This window comes from Salimicrobium album (assembly GCF_900107115.1).
Classification (GTDB): domain Bacteria; phylum Bacillota; class Bacilli; order Bacillales; family Halobacillaceae; genus Salimicrobium; species Salimicrobium album.
The window spans coordinates 1-20,255 of the sequence record NZ_FNOS01000003.1; the positions used below are offsets into that span (position 1 = coordinate 1).

Annotated in this window: 16 protein-coding genes and 6 pseudogenes; 4 read left to right on the forward strand and 18 right to left on the reverse strand. The window is 38.4% G+C overall.

Annotated features, from left to right (window positions below; translation table 11 throughout):
- Positions 1–9: 9 nt before the first annotated feature.
- Positions 10–162, reverse strand: coding sequence for a hypothetical protein (locus tag BLU03_RS13650; RefSeq protein WP_176765422.1), 153 nt, complete (start codon positions 160–162; stop codon positions 10–12).
- Positions 163–1,094: 932 nt separating this feature from the next.
- Here BLU03_RS13650 and BLU03_RS13860 point away from each other — a divergent pair.
- Positions 1,095–1,256, forward strand: a pseudogene (locus tag BLU03_RS13860) (helix-turn-helix domain-containing protein); the annotation flags it as partial.
- 521 nt (positions 1,257–1,777) lie between these two features.
- On the opposite strand, the gene BLU03_RS06145 reads toward BLU03_RS13860, so the two are convergent.
- From BLU03_RS06145 to BLU03_RS06185, 12 genes and pseudogenes are all read right to left on the reverse strand, one after another.
- On the reverse strand, positions 1,778–3,202 hold the full coding sequence (locus BLU03_RS06145; protein ID WP_093106383.1) for a lipopolysaccharide biosynthesis protein: 1,425 nt from the start codon (positions 3,200–3,202) through the stop codon (positions 1,778–1,780).
- A 10-nt stretch (positions 3,203–3,212) separates the two neighbouring features.
- Positions 3,213–4,238, reverse strand: a complete 1,026-nt coding sequence (rfbB, locus tag BLU03_RS06150; RefSeq protein WP_093106386.1) for a dTDP-glucose 4,6-dehydratase — start codon at positions 4,236–4,238, stop codon at positions 3,213–3,215.
- A gap of 4 nt (positions 4,239–4,242) precedes the next feature.
- Entirely contained in the window at positions 4,243–5,115 is an 873-nt protein-coding gene (gene rfbA, locus BLU03_RS06155) for a glucose-1-phosphate thymidylyltransferase RfbA (protein WP_093106388.1), read from the reverse strand.
- Positions 5,115–6,233, reverse strand: coding sequence for a DegT/DnrJ/EryC1/StrS family aminotransferase (locus BLU03_RS06160; RefSeq protein ID WP_093106391.1), 1,119 nt, complete (start codon positions 6,231–6,233; stop codon positions 5,115–5,117). The genes rfbA and BLU03_RS06160 overlap by 1 nt, the downstream gene beginning before the upstream one ends.
- Positions 6,226–6,963 (reverse strand): dTDP-4-amino-4,6-dideoxyglucose formyltransferase, encoded by a 738-nt coding sequence (locus tag BLU03_RS06165; protein WP_093106394.1) that lies wholly within the window; start codon positions 6,961–6,963, stop codon positions 6,226–6,228. Before BLU03_RS06165 ends, BLU03_RS06160 begins: the two co-directional genes overlap by 8 nt.
- A gap of 128 nt (positions 6,964–7,091) precedes the next feature.
- Positions 7,092–7,337: pseudogene (locus tag BLU03_RS13865) on the reverse strand (transposase); the annotation flags it as partial.
- A 110-nt stretch (positions 7,338–7,447) separates the two neighbouring features.
- A pseudogene (locus BLU03_RS06170) lies at positions 7,448–8,664 on the reverse strand (ISL3 family transposase).
- A 308-nt stretch (positions 8,665–8,972) separates the two neighbouring features.
- Entirely contained in the window at positions 8,973–10,019 is a 1,047-nt protein-coding gene (locus BLU03_RS06175) for a TDP-N-acetylfucosamine:lipid II N-acetylfucosaminyltransferase (RefSeq protein ID WP_176765424.1), read from the reverse strand.
- Positions 10,020–10,081: 62 nt separating this feature from the next.
- The gene (locus BLU03_RS13655) at positions 10,082–10,228 is read right to left on the reverse strand and encodes a hypothetical protein (RefSeq protein WP_176765425.1); all 147 of its coding nucleotides are present in this window, start codon (positions 10,226–10,228) and stop codon (positions 10,082–10,084) included.
- Positions 10,225–10,353, reverse strand: a complete 129-nt coding sequence (locus tag BLU03_RS13810) for a hypothetical protein (protein WP_281241178.1) — start codon at positions 10,351–10,353, stop codon at positions 10,225–10,227. The genes BLU03_RS13655 and BLU03_RS13810 overlap by 4 nt, the downstream gene beginning before the upstream one ends.
- 1,059 nt (positions 10,354–11,412) lie before the next feature.
- Positions 11,413–12,633, reverse strand: coding sequence for a hypothetical protein (locus BLU03_RS06180; RefSeq protein WP_093106399.1), 1,221 nt, complete (start codon positions 12,631–12,633; stop codon positions 11,413–11,415).
- Between the two features lie 203 nt (positions 12,634–12,836).
- Complete coding sequence (locus BLU03_RS06185) at positions 12,837–14,027, reverse strand: IS256 family transposase (RefSeq protein WP_093106401.1); 1,191 nt, start codon at positions 14,025–14,027, stop codon at positions 12,837–12,839.
- A 510-nt stretch (positions 14,028–14,537) separates the two neighbouring features.
- Here BLU03_RS06185 and BLU03_RS13870 point away from each other — a divergent pair.
- Positions 14,538–15,002, forward strand: coding sequence for a transposase family protein (locus BLU03_RS13870; RefSeq protein ID WP_176765426.1), 465 nt, complete (start codon positions 14,538–14,540; stop codon positions 15,000–15,002).
- A complete protein-coding gene (locus BLU03_RS13875) occupies positions 14,998–16,098 on the forward strand; it encodes a transposase (RefSeq protein WP_407690268.1) in 1,101 nt (366 codons plus the stop codon). The genes BLU03_RS13870 and BLU03_RS13875 overlap by 5 nt, the downstream gene beginning before the upstream one ends.
- A gap of 127 nt (positions 16,099–16,225) precedes the next feature.
- On the opposite strand, the pseudogene istB reads toward BLU03_RS13875, so the two are convergent.
- Together istB and BLU03_RS06205 are read right to left on the reverse strand one after the other, a co-directional pair.
- Positions 16,226–16,951: pseudogene (gene istB, locus BLU03_RS06200) on the reverse strand (IS21-like element helper ATPase IstB).
- Positions 16,944–17,591, reverse strand: coding sequence for a Mu transposase domain-containing protein (locus tag BLU03_RS06205; RefSeq protein ID WP_407690265.1), 648 nt, complete (start codon positions 17,589–17,591; stop codon positions 16,944–16,946). The pseudogene istB and the gene BLU03_RS06205 overlap by 8 nt, the downstream one beginning before the upstream one ends.
- Positions 17,592–17,914: 323 nt before the next feature.
- Here BLU03_RS06205 and BLU03_RS13880 point away from each other — a divergent pair.
- A pseudogene (locus BLU03_RS13880) lies at positions 17,915–18,021 on the forward strand (IS630 family transposase); the annotation flags it as partial.
- 142 nt (positions 18,022–18,163) lie between these two features.
- On the opposite strand, the gene BLU03_RS06215 reads toward BLU03_RS13880, so the two are convergent.
- From BLU03_RS06215 to BLU03_RS13885, 3 genes and pseudogenes are all read right to left on the reverse strand, one after another.
- Positions 18,164–19,282 carry a glycosyltransferase gene (locus BLU03_RS06215; protein ID WP_093106414.1) on the reverse strand — a complete coding sequence of 373 codons (1,119 nt, stop codon included), beginning with the start codon at positions 19,280–19,282 and terminating at the stop codon, positions 18,164–18,166.
- Positions 19,283–19,373: 91 nt separating this feature from the next.
- Positions 19,374–19,889: an IS30 family transposase gene (locus tag BLU03_RS13525; protein WP_143023824.1), complete on the reverse strand. Its 516-nt coding sequence runs from the start codon at positions 19,887–19,889 to the stop codon at positions 19,374–19,376.
- Between the two features lie 206 nt (positions 19,890–20,095).
- Positions 20,096–20,200, reverse strand: a pseudogene (locus BLU03_RS13885) (IS30 family transposase); the annotation flags it as partial.
- Positions 20,201–20,255: the final 55 nt, after the last annotated feature.

Here is a 20,255-nt window from a genome sequence, read left to right on the forward strand (position 1 = left end):
TATGGCTTTTCAGCCAATGTAGGAAATAAACGAAGGGATGCGAGTGGCTACATAAACGTTTTCCGTTTTATGCATTTTTCTCTTGCCAAATACAATAGCTGCTATGCTGAATTTTTCTTTCCGTAATTGATGAACGTACACTACCTTTTCTACTTTTTCCACCTTCCTTGTCCTCCTCTTTCTCCGTTAAAAAATCTACCAATTAAGTATAACGGAGGGGAGGTAATGAGTGAGCAAAAAGTGTTCAATTCTGCTGATCGGAAAGTGTCCACTTTAGTCTAGCAGTTACAAAGCCCTGTCATTAACTGGTACATCGCTTGTCACTCGGTGGTAAAATAGATGGCAATGGTGGTACATTTCATTGGCTGTAATCACCTTTTAGAAGAGGTGCATTTTTGATTTAGTAGCTTTACTCTGCCAGTTCCACTCTTTTCCCGGTCCGAAAAACTGTATGGGAAGAGCGAGAAGCGAGTTACGTAAAAAGTCTAACTTCTAGTTTGGAAAAATTGTTATTGCACTGATTACTTACGCATCCTTCGGGCACTCTGACCACTAGTCAAATAATCGTAATGAAGAAAATTCATCTACTTTTGAAAACGATACCTCATCTTACCTTAATAATGATTACGAAATTTCTTACAATTATTGTATCCCAATAGTGAATCAAAAGGACTGCAGAAATTTGAGTACCTTCTATATATAATGGTGTGTTTACGCTATATTTTGCATGAAGAGATGGAGAATCACTGCTTTATACAAAGCCTATCTATATTACGGCATTACAGCGAAACTAAAATTCATTTCCACGATTTCTCGTAGACAGGGGCTCATATCCAAGTAATATAACCCCCGAGAACAATATTCCCAATCAATGATCGTACGTCAACTCCCGTGCGATTTTTCCCCAATGAGCTATACAAATGGAAATTCAACTTCTCAAAAATTATAATATGGAATTTCCATACAATATGCCACTGTCAGTATGTAGAACTCTCCACCGATCCATAAGACGATAGAAACATGAACTATCCAGAAACTCTACTTATAATAGGACAATACATTCGCCACTTACGTATTAAAAAAGTCTCTCTCAGGAAAAAGTTGCACTTGAAGCAGGTATCTCACGTTCTTATATGGGAATTATCGAACGAGGAGAAACTGGTGCTAATATGTTCTTCTATTTCAAAATCGCCGCAGTATTCGGTGTACGTATTGAAACAATTATGAAAGGAGCCCGAAATATCATTACTTGTTGACTATTACTTTTTTCCACTACCGATAAAGGAGAAGCTTTTCGTTTCACTAACTTCTGAAGAAAGAACTCCTCTTCCTTCCCTATTACTACCCACTCTTGAAGAAACAAGTGATCCTTATACTTACAAAAAGACAATACCTTCGTTTCCCTATAGGTGACACTTACGTCGTCATTGAAATCCTCGGAGAAAACTACTTCTATGCCCGGGCAACTTTCAGCTATATGCCTTACCAGGTTGAAGGCAACAACCCTCAACAAAGTCCTGGGTACCATCATCCGTCGCATCAAATCAGATAATCGTGATTACTATGCAAATTGAATTTCCTGGTTCAACGTTCAATTGATACTTCTCGTAGCTTTATTCAGAAATTTGATATTGTTCAGACGGGTTTAAACGCCTTCTATTATAACTGAATATTCAGAAAAATTTAGATAAAGAAGATTCGCAGTATTTCATTAGAATACCGGAATCACTTTTAAATCTTCCTACTTTGAATTTTTTATTAGAAAGGCATTTATTATTTAGTCAAACAAAGCTTTTCTATTTTTCAAAACATAATGTAAATCTTTTTGAAATATCAGCACCAATATTACTAGAGGACCAATACCAAATAAAATGTTAAGCAAGAAACTATCCTCTATAATAGATGCCCAAGCATAGAAACTAACTACTATAAACATAAAATATATACGTTTCAACGGATAAGATACTCTATAATACTTTAGTGAAAATAATGTTCTCAAACTGAAAAACACCACGTAAGAAAACGCTGTAGCTATTGATGCTCCTATTGCACCATAACTAGGTACAAGAATCCAATTTCCTAAAATGTTCACCCCACAAGCTACCGAAGCGATCAAAATATGCCAATTTGTCTTTTTGTAGAAATTCACTCCTATAACCGTTGTTTCAGAAATAGTATAAAAAATGGGCATAAATACAAGGAAAGGCATGATAATTGCAGCTTCACTATATTGAGAACCTAATAATAGTACAATAATATCTTTAGCCGCAATACTGGCAATTGCTACGATAAACATAACAAAAGTTATAACAATCGATATATATTTAAAGAAATCTTTGTCACCAGGGGAATTTTCAAACTTCTCATAAGCTACCGGAGTCCAGAACGTAGAAAAAGTTGTCCTTACTACCATCACTAAAGCGACTAGTCTAAAAGCTGCCGTATACAAACCTAATTCATCGAAGTCACTCCACTGCCTCAGAGCAATTTTGTCAAATGCCTCAAATAGCCATGAAATAAAAATAGTTAGTACAAAAGGAGCTCCATATTTAAAAATATCTTTTTGTGAATGTTTCATTCTTCTTACGTTTGCGTTAAAGGGATTCCATAAACCCCTTCCAAAGTATAGAGATATTACAGCTACAAACAAGAGAGTTAATAACTTTGCCAATACTAGTGTTTCAAACTCCTCACCAATCAAATACAAAAATACAAAAATAAATATTAGGCTAAAAGTTTTCTGGAAGATTTGAAGTAAGGAATACAAGTTTCCTTTTTGTTGCATACGGATTACTAATTGGCCAAAACGAAAAACTAGTTGAGCTATTACCCCTAATGATAAAATTGAAGCAAGCAAAATACTTTCCCTTCCAAACAAATAATTTGTCAGAGGAGCATAAAGAAGAAAAATGAGTCCTATAGTAAGCACTGTAAGTATCACTGGTATCTTCAGCACATTGAAAAGTAGTGCCCCGCGTTTTTCTTCATTTTCCTCATTAAAGAACCGGACAAAGGCTTGGTCAGCTCCAAATATAGTTAAAATCATTCCTACTTGAATGAATAAATCAAACATTGAAGCCTTTCCTAGCAACTCAGGTGGGAATAACCGAGTAGTGATCATAGTTATTAATAATCCTAATAGGAGCCCTACCCAACTACCATATGAAAACTTCAAAAACTTTTTAATAAGAGTGTCCTTCATGATTAACCTTCTATCGATAACAATTTTTATAATCTAGGTATTCTCCAGAAAAAATCCTGTTAACCCAGTTTTGATAAGATAAGTACCAATCTATTGTTTCTTGCAAACCATTTTCAAAAGCATAGTTAGGGGACCATCCCAGTTCTTTAGTTATCTTTGCATTATCGATAGCATATCTACGATCATGCCCCAACCGATCAGTAACATAAGTGATCAACTCTTCACTTTCACTCAGTTGCGTCAGAATCAACTTTACAATCTCTATGTTTTCTTTTTCATTATTACCACCAATGTTATAAACCTCTCCGCTCTCACCTTTACGAAGCACAGTATCTATTGCTGAACAATGATCTTCTACATGAAGCCAATCCCTTATCTGTTTTCCATCCCCATATACAGGCAAAGGATTCTCTTCTAAAGCGCGATGAATCATTAAAGGTATCAGTTTTTCCGGAAATTGATAAGGTCCATAGTTATTAGAACATCTTGTTATGTTAACTGGTAACTTATATGTTTCATGATAGGCACGAACAATCATATCTGCCGACGCTTTCGAAGCAGAATAAGGGCTATTTGGTTGAAGATTGCTTTCTTCAGTAAAAAAACCATCTTCCCCTAACGTCCCATAAACTTCATCCGTTGATATTTGAATAAATTTATTCCTATCATGATAAACTTGCGGTTTTACTTCCCAATTTTCTTTTGCTACATCTAAAAGGGCTTGTGTCCCTAAAACATTAGTTGTCAAGAATAATTCAGGATCTTCAATACTGCGATCCACATGAGACTCTGCAGCGAAATTTATTACCACGTCTATTTGGTGCTTATCAAATATTTGACGAAGTTGAGTTCGATCGCAAATATCTCCATGAATAAACTGATAGTTCCTATTGTGTGCAATATCCTTCAAATTTTCCACATTTCCTGCGTATGTCAATTTATCCATATTCACAATGGTATAATCATAGTGGTGTAGCATATACCTGACAAAGTTAGAACCTATAAAACCCGACCCGCCGGTTACTAAAATATTCATATTCTTATTTCGCTCCTTTGGAAATTTCCAGCAAATATTGGCCATAGGCTGTCTTTTGTAGTGGCTTTGCTAACTTATGTAATTGTTCAACATTAATATAACCTAGACGATAAGCAATTTCTTCAATCGAAGCAATGTATAAGCCCTGACGCTTTTGAACGGCCTCTACAAAATTGGAAGCATCCAACAAAGATTCATGCGTACCTGTATCTAACCAGGCAAGACCGCGCCCCATAACTTGCACATTTAAATCATTTCGATACATGTAAGTTTCTATAATAGAAGTAATTTCAAGTTCTCCCCGACGTGATGGTTCTACCGATTTTGCTATATCAACTACATCATTATCAAAAAAGTATAATCCCGGTACAGCATAGGGTGAACGAGGGGATTCCGGTTTTTCTTCTATGGAAATAGCTTTGTAGTTATCATCTACTTCTACCACTCCATATCGGCGTGGATCATCCACAAAACATCCGAAAATAGTTGCCCCTTTTATGAGACTTGCACTTTCACGTACTTTATTAACAAAATCTGATCCATAGAAGATGTTATCTCCTAAGACCAAAGCGACATTAGAATCACCGATGAACTCCTCACCTACAATAAATGCTTCTGCTAAGCCGTTCGGTTCTTCTTGAATGACATATTCAAAAGACATCCCAAGATGTTCACCATTTCCTAAAAGTTCTTTGAATGTAACCACATCTCGCGGGGTTGAAATAATCAACACTTCTTTAATCCCTGCCAACATGAGAACAGATAAAGGGTAATAAATCATAGGTTTATCATAAACAGGAAGGATTTGTTTTGAGACAGACTGAGTTAGTGGATACAACCTTGTTCCCGATCCACCTGCTAAAACGATTCCTTTCATTAATTTTCCTCCTCTTTATTTACTGATATTATTTTCTCACAAATAAATTCGACTTCTTCTTCAGTTAAATCGGAATAAAGTGGTAAACAAAGCACATTATTTGCTACGTATTCTGCAACTGGTGCCTTTGTTCTGTAAGCTTTGAAAGCTTCGAAATTACTAGTCAACGGGTGAAAGTATTTTTTGGTTCCAATATTATTTTTGTATAAATACTTTTGCAAATCATCCCGATTAATACCAAATATTTCTTTCTCTACTAAGATTGGAAAATACGCAAAATTATAGTTCACATCTTCTCTTTCATATTTCAAAGTGCTAATACCACTAACCTTATTTAGATTCCCTAGATATTGGTTTGTTAAATGCTCTCGTTTCTCTATTTCATTATCTATTAAAGATAAATTAGTCACCCCCATAGCTGCATGAAACTCGCTCATTTTTGCATTTATACCCGGCTCTTCTATATCATTGTGTTCATCAAGACCAAAGTTCCTTAGCATTTCACTTTTTTCCTTCCAAATTGCATTTGAATAACTTAAAACCCCCCCCTCAATAGCGTGAAATACTTTTGTAGCGTGCAAACTAAACATCGATATATCTCCATAAGCAGCAATACTCTGCCCTTTATTCAGTACAGAAAAGGCATGAGCCGCATCATAGATTACTTTCAAGTTATATTTATTAGCAATTCTTGCAATCTCTTCTACATTACAGGGGGTTCCAAATACGTGAACTGCTAAAATCGCTGAAGTTTTGTTCGTTATTAGCTTTTCAATTTTATTTACATCAATATTATAATCATTTATTGAAATATCACAAAATACAGGGGAGAGACCATCTTGTATAAGAGCATTAGTCGTAGAAGAGAACGTAAAAGGAGTAGTAATAACTTCCCCAGTAAGTTCCAATGACTTTAAAGCTATTTGCAATGCAGAGTGACCATGGGAAAATAAAGATACGTAAGGAACTTTCAAGTATTCTTTTATTTTTCTCTCGAAGTCTTGGTGAATTGGTCCTTGGTTAGTTAACCAGCTATTTTCCCATACTTTGGATATCTCTTCAAAATACTTCTCTTTCTTAGGGAGTTTTGGCTTCGTAATACTAATAAAATCACTCATTTCTATCCACCACCTTTTCTAAAGAAACACTGATATAAATTTTCTCACCATTATTATTAATAAAGTATGCATTTTTATAATTTCCATGCGTTAGTGCTCTCAAATGTTTTATAACTTCTTCATAAGTAGCTTTTTCTTGCAGTGGTATTTCACACAATTTATTGAAATCCTTTTTCCAATTCACATTCCCTTCACTATCAGGAGAATATGTTTCGTAGTTATTTTCAATGATTCTTTCAAAGTGTAAAGCCAATAACTCAATTTCCTTTCCAACAATTTTTTCATAAACATCCAAAGAAGTTTCATCTTGATCTATTTCAACTTTTTCCTGTAGGATAATTGGTCCATGATCCACTGCACTATCCATTTCATGAATTGTTACCCCAACAGGTAAATCATTTATTATACTAAATACTTGTGGGTACCAACCTCGGTTATAAGGATTAAAACCAGGATGAACATTGATACAACGCACGTTATTAACGATGTCTTCCGGGAAAATCTGCTTAGAGTGCAAAGATATAACTAAATCAAAATTATTCACAATCCATTCTGCCTCTTTTTTTATGTCTATTTCTTTGAATTCCTTATTTTTTGAGAACTCTTTTTTAAAAGTTTGGTTTTTTACAGAAAAACGGAAAACAAAATTATGATTAGTCTTCTTTCTATAAATCATTTTTTTAAATTCATCAAAGATAACTTTATTATCTGTAACAACTAATATATTCATAAATTCACCTCTGAAATAATTTGTTGTAACCGACCATCGGGTACAGTCAATAAGTTTGTGTAAATCGTCAGGATGATCTTCGGTGGAGGGTGTTAGCTTTTCTCGCCTGTCTCGGTTAGAGACCCGTATCACTCCTCAAACATGGGGTGCAGTTCAAGGCTTGCTTCCTTGAAGCCGCGGGGTCTGCGTGTAGACCATATTTGAAAACATATAAATCTTCTTTCAACGGCTTCTTCGGATGGCAGACTGCCCATCGTTTTCAGACAATTCTTGAATTCCTTCATAATGCGCTCAATGATATTGGCAGTGTAGATCTTCGATTGTATCGAGGAAGAATAGTTCAAGAAGGTGGTTAGGACGTGGAAGTCATTTTTTACTATACGAAGGAACGGACCATTTCATTCAATTGATTTTCAAGGCTGTTTTGTCCTATACTTATAGGTTCTAAGTCAATTGTTGGGGTGGAGGGTGTTCCTCCGCCCCTTTATCCTATGTTCTTTCCTATCTTCTTGAATTGGTGATGCATCAGAATGCGGGCACGTAACCGGTCGTGCCGATAAAATCCGAACGCATTCCGTTTGAATACTTTCGTTTGGTTGTTCAAGCCTTCCACCAATCCATTGCTGTAATCAAAAATGAAACTGTTCATGATTTCCGTCTGCCAATTTTTAAACGTATGGATGGCGGAGACGAATTCATCCAACCCGGAGGCGTGCACAAGATCATAAAAGGCATACAGATGCTCTTTCACTTTCTTTATGTTCCCTTCCTCCTCGTACTTCGCCAGCTCAAACCACTTCTTATACGCCTCTTTCAAATCATAGGCTACCTTTAATTCCGAAGATAGACCGAGGTACCTTTCCAGGTACCACCGTTGTTTCTCTGACAGGAGAGCGTACGGCTTGTGGAAGACGTGCTTCATTCTCTTGCACTTTCTTCGATCATAGTCATGAAAGTCCTTTTGGACTCTCTGTCGCACACGATCAACCGCCCAGTTGATATACCGACAGAAGTGAAAACGATCGGCTACAATGATCGGGTTGTTCAATGCTTTGTTCACGGCCGCCTTGAAGGTGTGACTCATGTCCATGACGACACACTCCACCTTCGATGTTTTCTTCGCCAGATACTCTTTCACCGTCTTCGACGACCGATCCGGTAAGATATCAATCGGTTCGCCGGTCTCCGCATTGGCAATGATGACCTAGTACTTGCCCTGGTCCGTGTCTCCCTTGTATTCATCGATGGCAATGACACGGGGGAGCTCTTCGACTTCTTTCAAATGCGTAGCCGAGATATGATCGAAGCGTCGTACAGCTGTGTTCGGGGACGTGTGGAACTGAAGAGCTGTGTCTTTGAAATTCTTTCCGTGAATCAATCGAAATCCGAGCGCCTGGTTCCATTCTTTCGAATGACGCTGATACCGATCGACGAGGGGATTCTGTTCCGCCACCTTCTTTCCGCACGGACATACATACCTCCGTTTTCGATAGAAAACGTACGTAAGGCGTTCAAACAACTTGAGGTGCTGAACCTTCTGCCTGCGATAATCATGCACGCGACTGGTTTTGGTTTTGCAGGAAGGGCAGACGTGGGGGATTTCTTCGGCGTCTGGACGTAAAGATACACACAACCTTCCCGTTCCTCCATCTTCATCACTTCCATATCTTCAAATCCGGGAATAACCATGGTAGAATGCATATGTACACACAACTCATCTCTTTTGCTTGTTTCTCGACAATTCAAGTGTAAAAGATAAAGGAGCTTGTGTGTATTTTTCTTACTTATTTTTTTAGATACCCCAAAAATATTGTAGAGCCTACTTGTAGACACAGGTAGGGTATCCCCTATCATGAGTTGACTTGGTCTTTAACTATGATGATTCCCTGCCTCTTTTTTATCTTCAAGAGATTTTACACAAACTATTGTACGTCATCCGTCCACTTTAGTCTAGAAGCTACATTAGTCCATTTATTGCTTAATTGCATTTGAAAAGTCAAGGCGTCTTGTTAATCATCAAAGATATTCTCCCAGTAAAATTTAATATACTCCTCATCAAACAGTTTTTTTATATTTTTATTATTAGTTGATTTATTTACTATAGAAGTTATTTCTTGAGTATGATTAAGCTCGTTAATACTATGCAATTGAACTTTAAATTGCTTATAAAAATCCCACATCGTAGTGTCAGTTCTTAGCATCACAGTTTTATTTAAATATAAAAACGAATTAATATTGAAAATTCCTTGCTGTCTATTATTATTAAAAATACCAATATCAATATTACTAAGATACTCAGCATATCTAGGGGGAGAAAGAAAGTTAGTTAAAGGAATAAACTTGTCACCGAAAAGTGTTTTCCCGTACTCACTTACTTTTGAAGCATGGGATTTATTTCCATATGAAAGAGGGGCGAATATTTTAATATTTTGATTTTTGAATTTGTATAATTGCTCCAATACTTCTATATGATTATTAGTAGGGGCAGCTGAATTACCTATTTGTATATTGATTGTATCTTTTCTTTTACTATCATCCTTCTTTAATATATTTAAAAATTTAATATTTATTGGGTTAACATAAATACCATGATAATATTTTCCTTGAACTCCATACCACCTTCTTGCTAACTCATAATCACCAGGCACTAATGAGACTATACCTTTAAATCGTTTGACAATATACTTCTTTACAGACTCTAAAATTTTATCTTTGATTTTTTTCTTTGGTTTTCGATAGTTATATAAATCGCTTCCCCAAATCACCCAATAACATTTTTTTAATAACCACGGTTGAAGAGCTAGCAATAATAGAATTTTTGGTTTGGGCAAACTATGTAAGATTATCTTTTTTGATAAGTACATTTTATTATTTATTTTAATTAACCCTTTGTAACCTTTAATGTAAGTCATGTTATTCATCAAAAGCTTGAATTTATCTTCGTCTTTAGATATATTCAAAGCAAACTCATGGTCATTTTTATTAAAATTGTTATTTATAAACGCGTTAAATGGCTCTACAAATTTATCTGTATTTTCTATATGTAAAATCTTCATACATTGCCCCCTTAACTGTTTTCCTCTAATATGAAACCACATTTTCTCTTTGATAAACCACGTTAAAATTCACTCCCCCTAAGACATATCAGCCTCCCGTGGACCTGGGTGTATTTTTTGTCGGCACCCGGGACATGGAAAACGAACTCTTCGGGTTGTGCTTCAAGACCAAAGAGATGTTCTTCGATCTCCCTGTACTGGTCGATCAAATAACGGAGAATTCCTGACGGACAATGCATGAACCGATGGTAAAGGCGCCACTGTCTTCTGCCGCCTGCTTCAACGCTTCGAGTCGCTTGATGCCTACGGGGCGTCGCGTGACATATATTTTCACTTCAACCAGCAATCCTTCTTCTGAAGCTTTCCGGATATCTTCTGGAAGGAAGATGAATATTTCACTCGTTTAGAGCCGTTGTCACGGACAAATTGAGCCAGTATCTCGGAAAGAGAACCACTGACCTTTCAGCCACCATTTACTATGCTTTTGTCCATGTGGTGAAATTATTGCAGATAGCTTGAAACAATGCCTTTAGGCTTACCTGCACCAGATGGTAACACGTACAAATCGATTCTAAGTATCCGTAGGCGCGCCCCCTCCCATACTAAGACTCGGTCGCTATGGTGAATGGCAAGCCGCTTCGCAGTGGCTGGTTCTGACTCCGGGAAAGTGGTTCTGTTCTTCCGTTATAAATGCTCATTTTATCCAAAAAGGTGGTTCTACTTAAACGAAATATTCAGGAGCCTTTCTCCCACAGATGGGTTGCTGCTTTCCCAGTCTAGTCTTTGAAAACGCAAAAGAATCCTGTGAAGTTGCGACCCAGGCCATCCTGCATTTTGATGGAAGAGAAATTTTCTGCATGATAACGAAGAGCTTCATGCCTTCATACAAATCTGCGTACACATCCTCGGGCAAGATCGTTTAATAGACCGTTTCACCTTCATCGGACGGATGACCACGGTATGGGTATCGCGGGTTTTCAGGTTGCACGCCAGGTTCAGCCAGTAATCATCTCGATCACGATGTCCGGGCGGTCGTGACCCTTGAAAAGGTAGGGAAATTCGAAACGATCTCCCCGTGTTAGCGAAGACCAGCCGTTTAGTGAGGTCGCGGCTCCGGTCATCAACGATCGTGCAAGATGTTTGTGTTTTGCAACGTCGATGCCGATGATTAGCGTCTCTTCATTCATTTACGTTTATCGCTGATCTTGTGTAAAATCCTCGGGGTGATACTCTTTCGGTACCTAAACCGAGGTCATTGTAATGACCCTCTCTATCGTACCAGGGAGGCTTTATTATGCATCTGGCTTCTACTCTGCCCCCCTTAAAATTCTTCATTACAGACATGCTTTCAAAAGATGTTTTTACTTTTTATACACTTGATTTCTAATCTAAGTTATCTTTGTACTTCTTTCTTATAGGAATGCTTCTTATATAGTAATCCTATTATAAAAGTAAGTATTATAAATCCATACACACCTACTCTTTGTCGCGTTGAATCTCCTCCATATTCAATTCCTAGTGCTAATGCATGAACAAATATAGGAATTACATATAAATACATTTTTGACCTTAAATCTTTATATTTAAAAAATTTTATTATAAAAAGTAAAACTGCAAAAGAAAAAATCAACGCCAAAAATGAGTCAATGAAGGTTATTAAATATACATTAGGGGCAGCTATTAAATTCCAAAACAGAGGAGAGAAGTAAAATTTCACCAAACTAACCAAAGGATATACAACCAACTCAACAACGCTGCTCTCAGCTAAAAAAGAATTTATTTTTTCAAGGTAGTTAGTAGCAAAAGGAAGATTCAACAAAACAATACTAGTTATTATTGCACTGGATACCCCTTTTACTTTTTGCTTCTTAGTAAGTTTTCCAAAGACTAAATAGTCAAACACAATAGCCAAAATAATTGAGGCACCTGCATATATTCTTACCGTGACTAAAAAAAACGCAGGTATTAAAACTAGAACTTTATACTTTTTTTGTTTATATATGTAAAGGGAAAGTATCATTAAAAATAAAACTAATGAATCTTTTAATATATTACTTGTGAATAAAAACATATTAAAGCTACACAAAAAAAGTATGATAGTTATTTTAGAAATAGACTCTCCAAAATCACTTTTTAATAATTTATAAAACATCAAAGACGAAAAACTAAATAGAAAAATATTGGCCACATAAAGTGAATAATTAGTATTAAAAATAAAACTAATTATATACATGAAGTAATAGTAACCAAAATGTAATGAACCAACAATACTTGTTAAAGATTCAACACTTAAATTTGACTGCCTTACTATTTCTAAATTAGATAGATAATTAAATGAATCAGGAAAAGGAGATGTTATAGTTTTATAAATAACGTAAGAATACATTGATTTAACTAAAAAGCTTATTAGAATAAGAAATGTTATTACTTTTGAAATCTTTTCTTTATACAAAAGTCCTACCAATATCAAAAAAAATATTAGAACCGGATATACTTCAATTGGTATGATATCTACATAATTAACACTTAATAAGAAAAATAAACTTATCAGTAAAGCTACTACAGTTACGAAAAACGAATAATTTAGATAATTCACATTTTTTATATGGCTCATTTTATTCACCTTTTACATTAAAATCGGTTGGAAATATTATTGGATTTTATTAATTGTAGAAAGACATAGGACAAATACACCGCGTACTAGAAAATGATTAACTTTGACAAGAGTGAATCAATAGTGCTTAAGTAGATTTGAATTTTAAATGGGTACCGTCAATAAGTTTGTGTAAAACAGTAGGATGATCCTCGTAGGAGGGGTTAGCTTTTCTCCTCCGTCTCGGTTTGAGACCCATACCGTTCTTCGAACATGGTGTGCAGTTCAGGGCTTGCTTCCTTGAAGCCACGGAGTCTGCGTGTAGACCATTTGGTGTTGCATTCATCTGAAACCATATAGATCACCTTTTCTACGGCTTCTTCGGACGGCAGGCTGTTCATCGTCTTCAGACGTTTCTTGAATTCCTTCATGGTGCGCTCGATGATGTTGGTCGTATAGATCATCGGGCGGATGGAGGAAGGGTAGTCCAGGAACGTGGTCAGGACGTGGAAATCTTCCCTCCAGGATCTGGAGATTTTCGGATACTTCTTCTGCCATGTGTCACAGAAGGCCTGCAGCTGCTCTTCAGCTTCTTTCTTACTGTTGGACCGATAGATGGCTTTCATGTCTTCACTGATGGCGGAACGGTCCTTTTTCCGGACCTTGTTCAGCGTGTTCCGTACTTTATGGACGACACAACGCTGCACATCAGCTTTCGGATAGATAGCTTTCATCGCTTCCTCCAGACCGGGAAGACCGTCGAAAATGCCGAGAAGTACTTCTTCGCACCCCCGACGGTAGATGTCGGAGAGGACTTCCTTCCAGCCGAGGGAGCTTTCCTGACCGCCGACATAGAAGCCGAGAATCTCACGATAGCCGTCTTCCCTGACACCGATGACGACGTAGACGACCTCGTTCGCCACATCGTCCCGGCGCAACTTCAGGTACGTGCCGTCGAGATAAAGAACGGCATATCTTTTCTGGAGAGGACGCTCCTGCCAGGCACGGATATCTTCGATCACCACATCGGTGATGTTACTGATTGTGCCAGGGGCGTAAGCATGACCGAGGATGTGCTCGAGGAAGTTTCCGATTTCACGCGTACTCACCCCTTTCTGATACATGGTGATGACTGTTTCCCCCAGCCACTGTTGATATCGCTGATACGGTTGAAACATTTCCGTCTGGAACGCATTGTCCCGATCTCTCGGTACCTGAAGGTCTTCGATACGTCCGTACTTCGTATCCAGTTGACGACCATAACTGCCGTTCTTATAGTTTTTCAGTTCCGGATTTCCTTCGAAGAACTGGTTCATTTCTTCCTTCATGATCGTTTCCAGCTTCTCCTGGACGAAGGAACGGACCATATCGTCCAATTGATTTTCGAGGTTGTTTTGTCCTATACTTGTAGACATGAGGTAGGGCATCTCCTTTCATGAGTTGATTTCGTCGTTAACTATGAGGATACCCTACCTCTTTTTTAGTCTTCAAGAGCTTTTACACAAACTATTGTACGTCATCTTTAAATGCAAACTTCTAACTAAGTCAATTGACTGTGACCCTTTACTTATCTGACTATATTCTACTTGCTTGTAATAAATGATTATACCATTGCAATTGAGACTAGCATGCAAGTTATCCAAGTAAATTCCACAGCAATGCTTAAAAATACTATCCGTATCCGTGGTTCACTTTTGTAGTAGATGAGTCAATATCATAGCAATCCTGGCTCAAAATATGGCACATCCGGTTTATTTCGATGGGTGTACACAATAATAGTATATATCAGTTTAAATACCTTTCCATATGGTATCATGTTAATGATTATATCTGTATTTGGCAAGAGAAAAATGGGTCTTATTCATTTTTGGGGAAGAGTTTCTATCCCAAGAGGGTATACAGATAGTAAAAAGGAGATAGGAATCATGAATACCCTCTTACGTCCTCTCGAGACTCACCTCCAGGTCTTGAACCATTCGGAAACGCCAACCTCTTTCCTATTTGTTATTGCGAAAGAAACGAAGTCTTCTTGTTGTCCTTTATGTCACCATTCTTCCGAACGCAAGCACAGCTCCTATATGCGAATCATCCATGATCTGCCTATACAGGGAAAGCCGGTTCTCCTCTATCTTTGGACACAGAAGTGGTTCTGCACGAACGCTGGTTGTAAACGAAACGTATTCACCGAAAGATACACGTGGCTTCTGCCGTCTAAGCGAAGGACCAGACGCATGGAAGAAATGTTACGTACTATCGCTTTCTCTAATAACTGTGTCCAAGCTTCCCTTCTTTGCCAAAACCTTGGGGTGAGTGTCAGTCATGATACGTTGTTGCGCCTGGCGCACCAAACAGAAATCCCTCTAACGTCCAGCCCCTTTCGTAGGTATTGATAACTTCGCCTGGCGAAAAGGACATAGGTACGGCCTCCTTATTTGTGATGCCCGTACCCACAAACCGATTGAACTGTTACCGGATAGAGAAAAAGAAACGATTCAAGCGTGGTTACAGGCACACCCGGAAGTATTACGAATCACAAGGGACAGATATCCTCGATTCAAAGAAGCGATGGAAGAAGTGAGACCAGATCTTTATCACATCCATGATCGCTTCCATCTCATTCATAATCTATGGGACCTTCATGACGAGGTCATGAAAAAGGTACTCCCTTCAAAGATTAGAAAGAACGGAGAACCGGAGGTTCCCGTCATTGTCACGGCCACCAAACAGGAACTGCGTCAAAAAGAAAATGTCGAGCGTAAATGGGCGCGTGTGCAGGAAGTTCAACGATTGCGAAAGCAAGGATATTCCCTGCGTCGTATAGGTAATCTTCTTTCTTGCAGTCCTGTTACGGTGAGTAATTACTTATCCATGCAGGAGCCTCCTCAACCTTACCGGTCAAAGCGTCCGAAACCAATAGATGTTCATGAAGCACGTGTGATTGAAATGATAGAAAAAGGGATGAATGTGAAGAGGATTCATGCTTGTTTGAGCCAGGAATTCGATTACAAAGGCACCTATGGTGCTGTTCGAGTATTTGTCACGGAAACTCGCAAAAAGAAGAAACAAGGACAAACGCTTCAGGCTCATCATTATTACTCCCGGAGATATATCCGGAAACTTTTTTGGCAGAACGCTTTGGAAGACGAAGAGAAAAGGTCGGTCATCAATGAAATACTGGAAAGGTATCCTGTGTTGGGCCCCTTTTATGCTTTTCTGACTTCCTTCCGTACCACTGTTTCCTCCAGAGATGCCGAAGGATTTCGGTCTCTCATTCTATTCGAAAAACAGAGGGAGGACCCTTTCACAAAGTCGTTCATCACAAGATTGCTTACAGACTTTCAACCAACGCTCCATGCCTTAATGAGTGAAGATAGTAATGGCTACGTCGAAGGACAAATAAACCGACTGAAAATGATGAAACGTCTATTATACGGGAGAGCCAGTTTTCCTCTTTTACGTGTGCGTATGCTCTACCGCATTCAATAAGCTTCAAAAAATTCTCTTCCTTCATGAAAAGGGAACACGTTGGCTCTCACCAAAAATGAATAAGACCCAGAAAAATGCATAAAACGGAAAACCTTTATGTAGCCACTCGCCTCCCTGCCTTCCTTTCCTACATTGGCTGAAAAGCCATGGATTCTTTTAATCGATGACTGTCGTCATTGAATAGGACGAGGTGGGAGTGATGGATCAAGCGATCCACGACCGCCTCCGTTAAAATCGGGTCGCCACATACATGATTCCATTCCCCGAATTGAAGGTTTGTCGTAATGATATTACTCCTCTTTTCTTAACACAGACTGATGACTTGGAATAATAGTTCAGCTCCCTGTTTATGCAAAGGGATGTACCCAAGCTCATCCAGGATCAATAAATCAAGCTTCTCAATCTTCTTGAACACTTTGCTTAACGTCCCTTTCTCACTGGCGTCCAATAGCTCATTGACCAACGAAGCGACGGTATAGAATTTCACGCGTTTCCCCTGGTGCTGAATGACGTTCAACCCTATGAGGGTTGAGAGATATGTCTTGCCGGCACCTACGCCACCCTAAAAGATCACATTCTCTTGGTTTTCGATAAAACTACCGTTGTACAGCGTTTCCTGGTCAGAGTCTGCCCCCATACGAACTTCCTTCCAATCGAAAGGTTTGCCGGACGCCTTCGGCAGGGTTGCCGATTTTAATAATAAATTGATTTTACGCTCTTCGCATTGTTCAATCTCTTCCTCGAACAGCCGGAGGAGAAACTCCTCCTGGGATTCTGCTTGAATCTCCTGATAATGTTCACGCACCCAACTCAATTTTAGACGTTTGGCATACGCCTGAATCTGTTCATGCATGGTCGCTCACCCCTTCCGTTGCGAAGAAGGCATTGTACTGCTTCATGCCCCGATGGGCCTTCCGCATCGATGGAAGATGCTGAGGAACGGCCACTGTCTCTCTGTAGCCTCGTCCATGCATTTGCTGATGGTACACTTGCTGAATCGCATCAGCCGAGGGATGACCATAGTGGGATGCTGTCTTCAGTGCTTCTACAGCTTTATCCATGTGTTGATCCTTCAGGATCTTCGCTAAAAGTTTCAATGCTTCTTTCTTCTCAGAAAGCGTACATTCGTCGAGATACTCCTGCCATGGATAAGGCAGCTGATCAAAGAAGGTTGTATATTTCAGTGCGGTAGGCCGTTCAGCCATCAGAGATACATAAGGGAGCCAGTCCATCGATTTCTTCTCCTGGCCATACATTCGTCGGTGCGAGACGATAATGTCATCACCCTGGAAAATGAAAATGCAGTCATACCTGACACCGACAGTCACCCGTTGTTTGGCGAACCGAGGCGAGGTCGAATACTTCTTTTGATCCACGATAACGAAACCGTATTTATCAGCCTTCAATAATTCATATCGAATCGTTTCATAAGAAGTTTCAAGCAAGTAATATAACGAATGGAAGTCTTCCTTGTGCAAAAAAGCTTTGCACAAGGAAGAGATTGACCATATTTTCTTTCAAGACTAGTCGTTGATTCGTAAGTATCAAGCAATTCAGCGAACCTGGTTCCTGAAAATAAAGCAATATCTTCTCCCCCACTGTCAACTTAAAGGAGTTAAACTTGTAGATATATTAAAACGTGAAACCGAAAAAATCTTCTGTATCGAAGAATGGTTGTATGACACTGTGGTATCCAATAACATCCTGACGAAAGTTCTGTAGGTCTATCCAACTGGAAAGATCATTATGTTTTTAGACAATAGACAATGGCCGTATTCATCACGCCAAGCTCGACCATCTTTTTTAAAAAAGGATGGTCGAGCTTACTTTACTCCCACCTTATAGTCCACGCCTTAATCCGGTAGAGAGATTAGATTATGGAAATGGTTAAAAGAACCAGTCACTATCAATAGCTTCTTTCCAAAATTTAAAATTCACAGGAAGAAATTAGGACTCCATAGACCCCGCTTGTCAATGACCGGGGGGGTCTAATCAAGATTTTCTTTGTACGACTTTGAATTCAAAATCAATAGTTCCATTTATATAACAATTATATATTCTTTAATTAACCATTCTTAGTGTTGTCTAACAATTTAAAATAAGACTCATATTCCTTAACAATATTAACAGCATTAAAATCTTTAGTTCTAATTTTCGCATTTCGGATTATTTCACTGTTGTCGTGCTCTAAAGTTTCTTTTATAACCTCTGCTAACCGTTTATAATCATCTACACCTACCAATTTACCATTTAAGTTATGCGTTATAATCTCTTTCGGTCCAGAATTACAATTAGTTGATACAACAGGAACTCCTGAGGCCATAGCTTCCACAATAACATGTCCGAACCCTTCCCATTTTGAGGTTAAGACAAATACATCAGCTTTATTCATATAATTATAAGGGTTTTTAATAAATCCCTTGAACACCACATAATCGTGAATATTTAGATTAACCGCCAATTGTTTTAATTCTTCTTCTAAATGCCCTACTCCCGCTATTATTAGTTTAGCTTTATACTTTTGACAAACAATTTTAAATGCTCTTAGAAGAGTAGGATAATCTTTAGCTTCAACTAACCTTCCAACAGAGATTATTTTTTTTTCATTTTCACCGAAAGCCTCTTCATCATTAACAGGTTCATTTTTTAATTGTTCTATTGAGTCAATATCAACTGGATTATATATAACTTGGATTTTGTCACTTTTCACTCCAAAATTATTTATCATATCATCTTTTACACCATTTGAAAGTGCAATAACTCCATTTGCAAAATTATTGTAGCAAATTTTCGTTAAAATTTTATTTTTAGTTGTTACTTTTTTTGACTCAGACCTAACAGCAGCCTCTCTAACTATTAACTTAGGTCTATTTTTAATAATTAAGCCGGTTACTAAACTAGTTATAATATTATTATGATTAACAGTGGTAAATATTATATCTGGACGTTCATTAATAATAGTTTTCCGTAATCTCATGACTGAATATCGTAATCTATTCGTTTCTAAATCAATTACTTTAACGTCTTTTTTCAAATAATCTGAATAGACATTTGAACTATAGTTTCCTACAACTAAAGTAATAATGAAATTATTTCTGTTTAAATTATTTATTATATTAATCACAGTTCTTTCAGCGCCACCTCCACCCAAGGACTGCATAAAAAATAAGACTTTTGTTTTCATTTGAAATCTCCCATAACTTATTAATTTTTATTAGAACTTGAATCGCAATAGTAAATGCAACAAAACACCGTATGGTAAAATCAGGTTATAGTTAATCCAGTTTCTGAATCTTCCAGCGAGTCGGAAAGGTCGGCGAAGTCCGAGCCATTATCCGACGTGATGGTTTTGAAGATGGTAGAGAAATCATCTCCATAGGTCTCCTGGATAGCTGTGAGAGCTTTCTGAACTTCAGTGGCATCTTTCTCCCTCCGATTTTATACATGATTTCCCGGCGTGTCTGTCGTTCGGTCAGAGTCAACAGCGCTGCCTCTTTGGATCGTTTGCCGACCACGGTATCGATTTCCCAATGACCGAATTCATCACGGTCGTCCATGACGGAAGGGCGCTCTTCGATGCTTTTGCCCAATACCTTTTTGTGTTGCCGGTTGCGCTTCGTTTTCGTGGATCGTTTTACTTTAAGAGAGAGCTCGATGTTCCGTACGGAAATCAGCCCGATATCGATGTAATGATACAGCCTCCTCGTACAGATGATGCCCTTGCCGAACCAGTTGTTTTTTTTGCGACGCCCACAGCGACGTCGGGAGACCAGTGACGATTTTCGATACATTCGGTGGCGAACGCCAGAAATGGCTGGATCGACACGAACTTGTAGGTCGCGCCGCAATGGGAAAGGTTGATTTCGTAGATACGCTGCCCGGGATCCGGGAAATACACCTCGTGTTCGGTCCGATCGGTTTTAAGTTGTGGGACAGATCCTCGCTTCAGTTCCCTCGAGACGGTAGATTTGTGAATACCGAGGGGATCGGCGATGTACTGCATCGTATGTCCTTCCTCCCGCAATGCTTTGATCTGTCCCCACTGATCGAGAGTTAGGTGTGAAAAGACCCGTGCATGTGTGTTAAAATAAGAGTCGGCCATTGGTACATCCTCCCGTTATGTGTGGTTTTCGTCGACTCAATCATAACGGATGTAC